Source organism: Sulfurimonas lacustris (genome assembly GCF_059705355.1).
The window spans coordinates 1,007,797-1,019,828 of record NZ_AP046125.1; the positions used below are offsets into that span (position 1 = coordinate 1,007,797).

General features: G+C 35.8%; 7 protein-coding genes. 6 read left to right on the top strand and 1 reads right to left on the bottom strand.

What is annotated here, in order from left to right; translation table 11 throughout:
• Positions 1-10: 10 nt before the first annotated feature.
• The 6 genes from AC6H4V_RS05330 (at position 11) to AC6H4V_RS05355 (ending at position 10,833) form a co-directional block, all read left to right on the top strand.
• Positions 11-2,260 carry an ATP-binding protein gene (locus AC6H4V_RS05330; protein ID WP_497607780.1) on the top strand — a complete coding sequence of 750 codons (2,250 nt, stop codon included), beginning with the start codon at positions 11-13 and terminating at the stop codon, positions 2,258-2,260.
• The gene (locus AC6H4V_RS05335) at positions 2,253-3,926 is read left to right on the top strand and encodes a PAS domain-containing sensor histidine kinase (RefSeq protein WP_497607781.1); all 1,674 of its coding nucleotides are present in this window, start codon (positions 2,253-2,255) and stop codon (positions 3,924-3,926) included. The genes AC6H4V_RS05330 and AC6H4V_RS05335 overlap by 8 nt, the downstream gene beginning before the upstream one ends.
• 114 nt (positions 3,927-4,040) lie before the next feature.
• The gene (locus AC6H4V_RS05340; protein WP_497607782.1) at positions 4,041-4,703 is read left to right on the top strand and encodes a TorF family putative porin; all 663 of its coding nucleotides are present in this window, start codon (positions 4,041-4,043) and stop codon (positions 4,701-4,703) included.
• 22 nt (positions 4,704-4,725) lie between these two features.
• Complete coding sequence (locus tag AC6H4V_RS05345; RefSeq protein WP_497607783.1) at positions 4,726-6,558, top strand: response regulator; 1,833 nt, start codon at positions 4,726-4,728, stop codon at positions 6,556-6,558.
• Positions 6,551-10,018 carry a response regulator gene (locus AC6H4V_RS05350; RefSeq protein ID WP_497607784.1) on the top strand — a complete coding sequence of 1,156 codons (3,468 nt, stop codon included), beginning with the start codon at positions 6,551-6,553 and terminating at the stop codon, positions 10,016-10,018. Before AC6H4V_RS05345 ends, AC6H4V_RS05350 begins: the two co-directional genes overlap by 8 nt.
• Positions 10,015-10,833 (top strand): CheR family methyltransferase, encoded by an 819-nt coding sequence (locus tag AC6H4V_RS05355; protein ID WP_497607785.1) that lies wholly within the window; start codon positions 10,015-10,017, stop codon positions 10,831-10,833. The genes AC6H4V_RS05350 and AC6H4V_RS05355 overlap by 4 nt, the downstream gene beginning before the upstream one ends.
• Positions 10,834-10,840: 7 nt before the next feature.
• On the opposite strand, the gene AC6H4V_RS05360 is transcribed toward AC6H4V_RS05355, so the two are convergent.
• Positions 10,841-11,893 carry a hypothetical protein gene (locus AC6H4V_RS05360; RefSeq protein WP_497607786.1) on the bottom strand — a complete coding sequence of 351 codons (1,053 nt, stop codon included), beginning with the start codon at positions 11,891-11,893 and terminating at the stop codon, positions 10,841-10,843.
• Positions 11,894-12,032 lie beyond the last annotated feature (139 nt).

The following is a 12,032-nucleotide window of genomic DNA, read 5'->3' on the forward strand; positions in this document are numbered from 1 at the left end:
GGTTGGACACATGAAAAATAAAATATCGCTCAATACGCTTATCTATAAAAGCTACCTTACAAGCACGCTTATCCCTATCTTTACCATCGAAGTGGTGTTGCTTTTGCTCTATTTTGGGGTGACTTACTTTATCACGCAAAAAAGTCAAGAGATACTTCTAAGCGAAGCGACGCAAAACCTCTCCGAGATAGTTGTGCGTGAATCACGCAATATCAACTCACAGTTTGAAGAGGTTTCAAGAGGATTGGAGCTTTTGCGACTGGATCATACGCGTTTTTTTGAGGATGACGTCTGTTCTTTTCCCAATAAAGAAGCCCTCTTTGGGCGTCATGCCAATGGTGCTTTGTATAAAAAAAGAGACAATGGCGGCGCATCTATCTACGCTCCCAATAATTTTGAAATAAATGCAGCACGACAGAGAAAAGTAGAGTGTTCTGAGGCGCTAGACCCTCTTATGAAATCTCTTGTCGATACAAATCCCATCATCACACAAGCATACATAAATACATACGATAAACTCAACAGACTCTACCCCTTTATGGTTGACGCTGCAGCGCAATATGGAAAAGACCTCGATGCAACAAGCTACAACTTTTACTATCTCGCCGATGCAGCACATAATCCACAAAGAAAAAATGTTTGGACATCGGCTTATCTTGATCCAGCGGGGCAGGGGTGGATGATATCTAACATCACGCCTATATATAAGAAAGATTTTTTAGAGGGAGTTACGGGGGTGGATGTAACCATTGATTCACTTGTTAAAAATGTTCTCTCTCTTGCTATTCCGTGGGAGGGAAGTGCATTTTTGGTGGATGCGGATGGGATGATTTTGGCGATGCCAAAGAAGATAGAAGAGCTTTTTGCCCTCAAAGAGTTAAAAGCCCACATATACGAGGGTCAAGTTGCAACAACCATAGAAAAACCCGAAGAGTACAATATTTTTCATACAAAAGACACCTCTTTTAAAAGCATTATGGATAGTTTTTTTAACAATTCACAAAAAGTTGCTTTTTTTGAAAAGAAAAATCAAAATTACGTAATGGCTCAAGAAGTTATTCCTGAGACTGGATGGCGATTGATAGTAGTCGTTGACACCTCTGTTATCTATCAAAAACTTGAAGCTTTTAAAGCGCAGGCACAGCAAATCGGTTATGTGGTTTTAGCATTTATGGCTCTCTTTTATGTTATTTTCTTTTGGTATCTCACAAGAAAATCTAAAAAGGTTGCATTGGTTATTTCAAAGCCTATAAACAACCTCTCAGAGCTTACAAGCAACCTTGGGTACAGACCGCAAAACCCTCTCAATGATGAGACAAAGATAGAAGAGATTTATAGCCTCATCCATAACTTCAATATGCTCTCTCAAGAACTTGACACACGAACGCAGGAGTACATCCAAGCGCAAATGCGCGAGAAGATGAAAGAAAAAGATGCGGAGATTGCTTATAGGGCAGGGCTTTTTGAGAGTGCGAGCAGTTATCTGCACAATGTCGGCAACTCGCTTACCATGCTTGATGCCAAACTCCTCTCACTCAGAAGCACGGTTGCATCGCTTAAAAAGAGTGAACTAGGGTTTGACAAATCCATACAGATGATAGATGCGCTTGAAGCAGGGCAGGAGGCAAAAGAGAATCTTCTTGCATTTATGCGTGCCTTTAAAACGGCTCTTAGCGATGAGATAACCGCAGAGATAGTCACAACTTCCGATGAGATAGCAAGTATCAAAGAGCATGCCGTTCAAACCATCCGCCACCAGCAAGATCAGTTTAACGACACCGACAGCACCAAAAGCTTTACGCAAAGGTTCTCGCTCAATGAGATGCTAGAGGATATCATCGAGGATTATCGCATACTGTCTATGCAAAATGGGATAAGAGTGCTTTTTAGGGCAGAGGGTGATTACTCTATCCAAACGGTTAAGTACAGACTTCAAAGCGGCATCATCAATGTTTTTAAAAATGCACTAGAGTCCATCCTTGCATCGGCGCAAAAACAGAGCGGTGTCATAGAGATAACGCTTCATAAAAGAGATGCGAGAGTTGTCATAGAGATCAAAGACAACGGCACGGGTGTGGCTCTGCAGAACACGAACAAGCTTTTTACTTTTGGATTTACCACTAAAGATAATGGCAATGGACTTGGGTTGCACGCCTTTAACAACTTTTTAAACAGCATCCACGCCACCATAACGATGCAAAATAACCCTCAAAACATAGGTGTCACCACCAGCATAATACTAGGAGAGAGCGATGTTTAACAACACCATATTTGCACTTGATGATGAGCTTGTCATCTTAGAGCTTTTTAACGATATCTTAACCGATAGAAAAGCAAAACAAGCCAGTTTTTTCAACGCACTTGAAACACAAAAGAGCGATGCGCCATCGTATGATTTGCGTACATTTGCAACGCCTAAACTCTACTTGGAAGGATTGGAGAGTTGGTACGCACAGGGCTATAGAGTGCCACTCTCCATCTTAGATATGCGCTTGCCGCAAATGCATGGTCTTGAAGTTGCAAAAAAAGCACGCGAGATAGACAAAGAGATGGTTATCATCGTCGTTACAGCCTACTCTGACCACACTGTTACAGAGCTTCTTGGACAACTCCAAAGCAATGTTTTTTACCTCCGCAAACCCTTTGGACATGACGAACTTCTTGCTCTTGTGACAACAAGTATGAAAAACTGGAATGCCAAAGCGGACATCGCAACGCTGATGCAAGATATCGCCATTGATGTAACCGAAGATGGAATGTGGGACTGGAACCCCATAACCAATGCAGTCGTTTACTCACCCAAATGGAAACAGATGCTAGGCTATGAAGAGCATGAGATAGCCAACAACCTTGAAGAGTGGTCCAAGCGTGTCCATCCTGAAGATATACAAGAGGTTATGCGAACACTTCAAGAACACCTTGAGCAAAAAAGCCCATACTACATCTCTGAACATCGCCTCTTATGCAAAGACGGCAGCTATAAATGGGTACTCGATAGAGGAAAAGCCTCCTTTATGCAAAATGGAAAACCCTCCAGAGTTGTGGGTTTTCATACCGATATCACTAAAAGAAAAGCGCTTGAAGAGGAGCTTTTCTCCAAAAGTGCAAATCTCTCAGAGGAGCTAAAAGAGATTCTCTCCAACCAGACAAAGCTCAAAAGCTCAAACAAGACGCTAGAGCTTCAGCTCAAAGAGGAGATAGAAAAAAGAAGAGAAAAAGAGGAACTTCTACTCCAACACACAAGACAAGCGGCAATGGGGGAGATGATAAGCATGATAGCGCATCAGTGGCGCCAACCGCTCACAACAATCGGACTGAGCAGTGACAATATGCTCTTTGATATCGCGCTTGATAATTTAGATGCCCAAAGCCTTGAAGAGAATCTCAAAACTATCAAAAATCAGGTGATGTACCTCTCACGCACCATAGATGACTTTAGAACTTTTTTTATGCCAAACAAGGAAAAAGAGCATATTTGCGTGCATGACTGTTTAGAAAACACATTGGGTCTTATCGGGAAAAATCTCGAACAAAGCGGTATCGATGTCCGTCTGTTTCTTGAAGATACAACGCCGCTTTTCCTTCATAAAAATGAGCTTGTGCAAGTCTTTTTAAATATTTTACAAAATGCCAAAGATGTTTTAATGCAAAAAAAGAGAACCGCTCCAACCATCACTATAAAAAGCTTCGAAGATGCACAAAGTGTCACGGTGGTCATCGCCGATAATGGCGGCGGGATTGAAAAAGAGCATCTCTATAAGATATTTGAACCCTACTTCACCACCAAACAAAACCTTAACGGAACGGGACTGGGTCTGTATATGTCTAAAACCATCATCGAAGAGCGTTGCTGCGGCAGCATAAAAGCGCAAAATAGCAGTGATGGAGCAGAGTTTATCATGATATTTAAGAAGGTGTGCGAGTAGAGCATTTTTTTAAATAGACTTTTACAACCTCTTTTTCCTCTTTTTTACTCCCACCGCGACACTTCCGCGACACTTTTTTACTATGATTTTAAAATTCATACAAAAGGGGTTTGAATGAAAATAATCAATTTAAGTTTAGCAGCCGTGTTATTTGCAACACTGGCAATGGGTAGCCAAGAGAAGTCGCAAATCAACGTTAGCGGCAATGTTGTTCTCGCGAGCAACTATGTGTGGAGAGGGATGACACAAACAAAAGATGACCCTACGGTTCAAGGTACTGTTCTTTTGGATTATAAGGGATTTTATGTAGGCAGTACGGCTGCAAATACAAAGATAGAAGGTATCGATGCTTCTGTAGAGCTTGATGTGTTTGGCGGTTATACTGCTGAGATGTATGGCATAGGTTATGATGCAGGAGTAGCGTACTATACCTATCCGAGTTCATCTAAAGAGGCTAATTTTGCAGAGGTTTATCTGGGACTAAGTAAAGATTTTGAAATCGCAAAAATAGGGGCGAAGTTTTATAGAGGTGTAAAAACACATGATGCACTCGTTTCAAATGCATGGGAGATGAGCTTATCCGTCCCGATGCCGCTAAGCGTCTCTTTTGATGCTCTGTATGGCGATTATTCTGATTATGGAAACTACTACTCTGTAGGATTTGCAAAACCCATCAATGATACAGTAAAACTCACCCTCTCTTATACTGGGATAAACACAGAAGCAGGCGGTATTGATGAAAACAATATAGTCGCTATGATGGGTGTTAGTTTTTAAAAAATTTAAAAAAAGTAGTTTTATGTATAAGATAAATTTATTGATAGTTGATGATAAACCAGCAAATATATATGCCATCAAAACTCTTCTTAAAACCAATCAAGAGATAAAAATATATGAAGCATTAGCTGTTCAAGATGCTTTAGTGCTGATTATGAAAGAGAGAATCGATTTGATTCTCTCAGATATACAAATGCCAGAGACAAATGGATTTGAATTTGCAAAGATTTTAAAGAAAAATAATAAAACAAAAGATATTCCTTTTATCTTTATGACGGCTGCATATAACAATGAGGTGTATCAAAAAGAGGGGTATAGCCTTGGAGCTATAGAATATATTACAAAACCCATAGATGAAACAATCTTGCAACTCAAGCTCTCAAAGTATATAGAAATTTTCCATGCCTATAGAAAAATCGAAGAGCAAAAAAAGTATATTAACAAACTCCTTGAAGCCTCTGATGAAGCCCAAATTATCATTGATAGTACTATGACGATAGTGGATTACAACGAAAAAGCAAAAACAATTTTTGAAAAACTAAGCGGCAATATTATGATTGGTAAACTTTTGGAAGAAGAAGAAGAAGAAGAAGAAGAACTTCATTATCTGCTTGAAAAGATAGATTTGCAAAAAGAGGCAATTTCTACATTTAGGCATAAAAAAAAGTACTATAAAATGCATAACAAAAGACTTGATGACACACTTTTTATGATAAGTTTTTTTGATATTACACATGAGGTAAAAGAGAACAAAAGAAAAGATGTTATCTATAACTCACAAAAAGCCATCGTTGTAGTAAGTGATGGAAAACATATAAAAAACATAAATTCTGCTTTTTTTGAAGAGTTTGGTTTTGAAAATCTTGAAGATTTTAAAGAACAGCATAAGTGCATCTGTGAACTTTTTGTCTTAAAAGAGGGAACACATTACCTGATGCCGATCATGGATGGTCTTGCGTGGAATAAGTACATGCAAAAGCACAAAAATGAAGTTTATGAAGCTCTTATGATAGACAAAAATGGAAAAGAAAAAATCTACGAAGTTAAATCATCTGGTAATCTTTTTGCAGAAGAAGAAGAAGAAGAAGAAGAAGTCATCATCTTTAACGATATTACGGATTTGACCGATAAAAATCAAATGTTACTTATGCAATCAAGGCAAGCAGCTATGGGAGAAATGATAAGTATGGTCGCGCATCAGTGGCGACAACCTCTTACGAGTATATCTTTAACACTTCTAAGAATGAAAGTAAAATTTGAACTTGAGAGTCTGAGTTTGGGGGAGTTTAAAGAAAATATCTCCAAGGTACAAAATGTAGTAGAGCACCTCTCAAAAACTATAGATTTATTTCAAGACTATTTTAAAGAGAAAGATGGAAGTAAAGTCATACTAGCAAGAGTTTTTGAGGGGATTGAAAATATCATTAAACCGATTTTGGAAAAAAACTCTATAGAATATTTTTATGAAATGCAAGATTCGCTTATGCAAAACTGTGAAATAGACAACAGATTAGACCAAGTATTTTTAAATATTTACCAAAATGCCATAGATGCCCTCAAAGGCGATAACTGCATAGAACATAAGAGAGTAACAACACAAATATATAAAGATGAAAAAATGCTTTATATAACTATTTGTGATAATGCAGGAGGCATCTCTTCAAATATCTTAGATAAGATTTTTAATCCCTACTTTTCTACAAAAAGCAAAAATGGTTCGGGGCTCGGACTTTATATGTCAAAAGACATCGTTGAAAAGCATATAGGTGGGTTACTGCGCGTTTACAATAAAAAAGAGGGCGCTTGCTTCGAGATGCAACTACCTTTCGTTAAAGTAGGAGAACACAATGAATAAAAAATTTTTATGGATGATACTTTTACTGGGTGTGAGTGCGATACTTTCTGTAGCAAGTTTGGCATATATTTCTATCGTGGAATTAGAGAAATTTAATCAAACTATCAATGAAACTCTTGACAAAGAGGTGCGTAAAATAGCATATGCTCGTAAAGTGAAAGTTGGACTTTTAGAGTTACAAAGAAATGAAAGAGATACTCTCTTTGTTGCTAAACTTGAAAAAAATGACATAAACAACTATCTTAAACTACGTGAAGAGATAGAGAAAGAGCTTCAAAAAGATCTCTACACGCTTGATGGATTGGTAGAAAAACAAAGAACTGAAATGGCAATGATGCGAAATGTATATGAGGAGTATAAAGAACTCTTTTTGCAAATCCAACAGATGCTCCAGCAAAGCGATATGTTAGACAATGCGCAAAAACTTTCCTTGACTCGTGCAAAAGGAGCTATAGATAAAGCTTTTGTGCTTGCAGATAAAATTATTAAGCTCAATGAAGATGAATTAAAAATCGTAAAGAGAGAGACAGATGCAGAGAGTTATGAATATGCACAATTCGTAAAACAGTTTAGTGTTTTACTTTTTGGGCTTATCCTGATTTTAGCAGCAACACTTTATACCCTTTTTATAAAAAGAATTGAAGTGATAAGTGCATTGGTTGCATATATTAAAAAGGGTGATTTTGCACTTCCTTATGCGGCTAAAATAACAAAAGCAAACGATGAACTTGGCGTCGTAATCACGGCGCTTCACGACACTACGCATCTTTTAGAAAAATCATATCAGTTTCAAAAACATCAAAACTGGTTAAAAAACTCTTTTTTAGAACTCTCTAGTATGCTGCAAGAAAAGCAAAAACTTTTAGAAATAACTCAAACAGCTTTAAAGGAGATATGTCAAAAAACAGGCGCAGCAATGGGGGTACTATATATCTATAATCCGAAGAGTGAAGTTTTAGATATGTACGCTTGCTATGCGTATAAGGGCAATTTGCAAACGTCGCAAAGTTATAGACTAGGCGAGGGCATTGTAGGACAAGTTGGCTTAGATAAAGAGGCGATTTTGCTCAAAGACATCAGAGAGATAAATACTCCCATTACTACAGGAACTACACAGTCGCTTCCGTTAAATACCTACACATTTCCTCTGCTTTTCAAAGGAGAACTACAAGGCGTCGTAGAAGTTGCAAGTTTTGCTCTTATAGATACTAAAGAGCTAGAGTATTTTGATGGACTTGTGCAAACATTAGGCTCGTTTATATACTCTGCAATCAGTGCGCAAGAGACAATGCAACTTTTAGAAACAACACAAAAACAAGCACAGGAACTAGAAGTTTCACAGCAGAAACTTGAAGAACAAACAAGAGAGTTAGAATATAGCCAAAAAGAGTTAGAGATACATAACTCAGAGCTCTCAACTGCAAAATTTGAGATAGAAAAACGCTCTGGCGAACTAGAAGAAGCAAGTAAATACAAATCTGAATTTATCGCCAATATGAGCCATGAGCTTAGAACGCCACTCAACAGTATCAATATCCTCTCAAGAGTTCTTGCAGACAACAGTGAAGGTAATTTGACATTTAAACAGCAAGAACAAGCACTTACCATTTATAATTCAGGTAAAGATTTACTACAGCTTATAAACGACATACTTGACCTTAGTAAAATAGAAGCAAAAATGATGAGTTTACATCTTGATACAATGGAAGTTGATTCACTGGCTCAAGAGCTCTTTAGTATGTTTGAGCCTTTAGCAGTACAAAAGGGGGTTAAACTTCATCTTGAAATAGGGATATTTGAAGATAAAAATATCTACTCAGATAAAGAGAAGATAAGACAAATAATGAAAAATTTTCTCTCAAATGCTCTAAAGTTTACTGATAAAGAGGGAGAAATATTTATCAAAGCGCATGCCCATGAAGATGCAGACCCTTATAGTGTGGAATTAACCATCAAAGATACAGGTATCGGGATACCACAAAATAAGCTTGATACTATTTTTGAGGAGTTTAGGCAGGTTGATGGCAGTACGAGCAGAAAATATGGTGGAACAGGACTTGGACTTAGTATTTCTAAAAAACTTGCAGATTTGCTTGGTGCTGTAATCAAAGTAACTTCAGAGGAGACAAAAGGTTCATCGTTTACACTGCTACTACCAAAAGAGATTGAAACAAAACATCTTGATACAGATTTTGTAGATATTGTAAAAATGAGTGCAAAAAACTCTTTATTAGATGAGATACTGATTCCTTCTGGTGTGTTGGATGATAGAGAAAATTTGAGCATATACGATAAAAAAATACTTATCATAGAAGATGATATTCGTTTTGCAAGCATCGTTCAAGAAGAGGCAAAAAAATACGGTCTCAAAACAATCATAGCTACCAATGGAAAAGCAGGTTTAGAACTTGCTCTAACGCTTCAACCCATAGGGATTATCTTAGATATGAATCTACCTATTATGGATGGAAAAGAAGTGCTCAGTATGTTAAAAGCAGATACGCATACGCGCCATATTCCTGTAAAAATCATCTCCATAGATAAGCCAGACATAGCTTCTAAAAAACTTGGCGCGGTGGATTTTATTCAAAAACCTCTTGAACCTAAAGCGCTTGAAAATATCATTGAAAGTATGATACAAAAACATGACAAAGTAAAAAAAGAGCTGCTTATAGTCAATGCAGATGATGATACAACCAAAAATTTGATGCAGACTCTTGAGAGTGATGATGTCGAAATTATTTGTGTTGCTAGTGCTCAAGAAGCAATAGAAATTGTTAAAAATAGACACTTGGATTGTGCTGTTATCGATATAGATTTGCCTGATATGAGTGGTTTTAAACTCTTAGATATTGTTAAAAAACATAGTTGCAATTTACCTGTAGTGGTTTATAGCTCTCGTGAACTTCATCCAGAGGAACTCAAAAAACTTTATGGATATGGAGAAAATGCAGTTATCAAAACAGTACAGTCTGATGCGCAACTACTAGAAGAAACATCACTCTTTTTACATAGACTATATAAAAATTTCTCTCCTGCACAAAAAAAACTCTTTAAGAGTGCTCTAAAAAGTGATACCATTTTTGCAGAGAAAAAAGTGTTGCTTGTAGATGACGATGCGAGAAATATCTTTGCGCTTGATGGCATTATGAGTGAACAAGGCATGAAAAGTTTTATTGCTTATAATGGGCAAGAGGCTCTTGCTGAACTAGAAAAAAATAACGATATTGATATTATTTTGATGGATATCATGATGCCGATTATGGATGGTTATGAAGCTATAAAAGAGGTAAGAAAAAATCCTCTTTATGACAAAATACCTATTATTGCATTGACGGCAAAAGCACAAAAAGAGGATAGACAGAAGTGTTTAGATGCAGGAGCGGATGATTATATGAGTAAGCCAATAGACTATATGCAGCTGCTTCAGCTTATGAAAGTTTGGATGAAAAATAAATGATTATAAATCTTGAGCAAACAAAACAACTTGCTGATGAGCTCTACACTCTTTTTGGCTACAGTGTATCAAATTATGATTTAGCATACTTGCAAAGAATGTTTATCTCTTTTTCAAATCAATATAAATGCTCGCAGTATCAAGAGCTTAAAAAATTACTTTTAGAAGATGAGACGTTGATACTTGAGTTTATAGAAAAACTTTTTATTAATGTCTCTGAGATGTTTCGCGATCCTCTTGTCTTTAAAGAGATACGGGAAAAGATTATTCCTAAAATTGCAACTTATCCCATTATCAAAATTTGGTCGGCAGGATGCGCAAAAGGACAAGAAGTCTATAGTTTAGCCATTCTTCTTATGGAAGCCGGTCTTTATGAGAGAAGTATTATTTATGCTACTGATGCAGATGAACATGCTATAGAATGTGCAATTGAAGGAATTTACACTGTCGAAGAAGCTTTAAAATATACACAAAATTACTATTTAAGCGGTGGTCTCCAACAATTTAGCCAGTACTATTCCATAGTCAAAGATAAGATTGTTTTTAATGAAAAACTTAAAGAAAATATATGTTTTGCGAAGCATAATATTATCAATGATGGTGTTTTTAATACTTTTAGTCTTATAGTATGCAGAAATATGTTTATTTATTTTGGAAGTGATTTACAATCACAGGGGTTACAAACATTTTGTGATTCTTTAGAAGATGATGGTTTTCTTGTTTTGGGAAAAAGTGAAGGGATAAACTACAATCAAGGAAAAAAGTACTTCAAAGAATATGATGAAAAAAATAAAATATATCAAAATATAGCGCATTAAAGTTCATTTAGTGCTCTTTGATTCTTTGTTTGTTGAGAAGTGGTAAATCACCATGTAAAGCTATAAAACCATTCAAAAAAAGCATTTCAAGTTCTTTATGATTTGTTACATGAATATATCTAAAATAGACAGTATTCGATAAAATGAAATTTTTGAGTTTTAGAGTATGGGCATTATTTGAGACATAGGATAAAAGACGGTTTTTTATATCTTTAGAGGAGCCTATATAAACCGTTTTGCTCTCTCTTAGAGGATACGGCGCTTGTAAGGTCGTAGAGAGTTCATAGATACCCTTGAGATTTACTCTTATAGTTGCAATGTTTTCTTTAAGTAAAGGCTCTTTTTTACAAAAAAGTTTTTCATTACTATTGTAAAAATAAGTGTTTTGTCTTTCGTATATATTGGAGATAAGATATTTTTTTCTTATAAAACATACCTCTCTGCGTGAAAGCAAAATTGACTTCTTTTCCTTGAGTTGTATGGCTATAGCACTATCACTTATTTTATCTGGATGCATGTAGATAATCTCTTTAATGTACAGAGAGTAGATAAAACTTTTTTTTGGAATCAACAAAGAGAGTGGATATTTTTTAGTGTTTATAAAAATAAAATTATTATTCACTATTTTAGAAACAAGAGACGTGTCTATGTAAAGATTATGTATCTCTTTATAGCTTGAGATAAGCACATCTCTTTTCAACAGCAAGAGCTCTTTATAGCATCCTGAGATGAGAAAATTTTCTTGCTGTTGAAAAAGAAGTGAAGAGAAGCGATACAGAGTTTCATTTTTCAGATTTATATTGAGCAGTTTTATATGGTTGTTGTTTGGAAGTTTTTCGTAGTAAAACTTAAGTAATACTATTTTACTGCCAAATATGATTTTATTTTTCTCTATTTGTGCGTAAAATGTAAGATTTTTTTTAGAAAAATTCTTTTTTTCTAAATAAGAAATTCTTATTTTTTTATCTTTACAAGCTTGTTTAAACCACTCTTGAGAAAGAGTTTCATACACATGTTGTAAGTACTTTGTAAATGGAAGTTCATAAAGAGCATTAGTCATAATATAAAAAGGAATTTTTTTCGATTTTTTCAAACTCAATATCTAACTCTTGCGCATAATTTTGATAAGTACTTTACGGTAATTGACTTACAATAACAATAAAATAATACAGAGTTTTTTATGAAAAATAGACAATTGA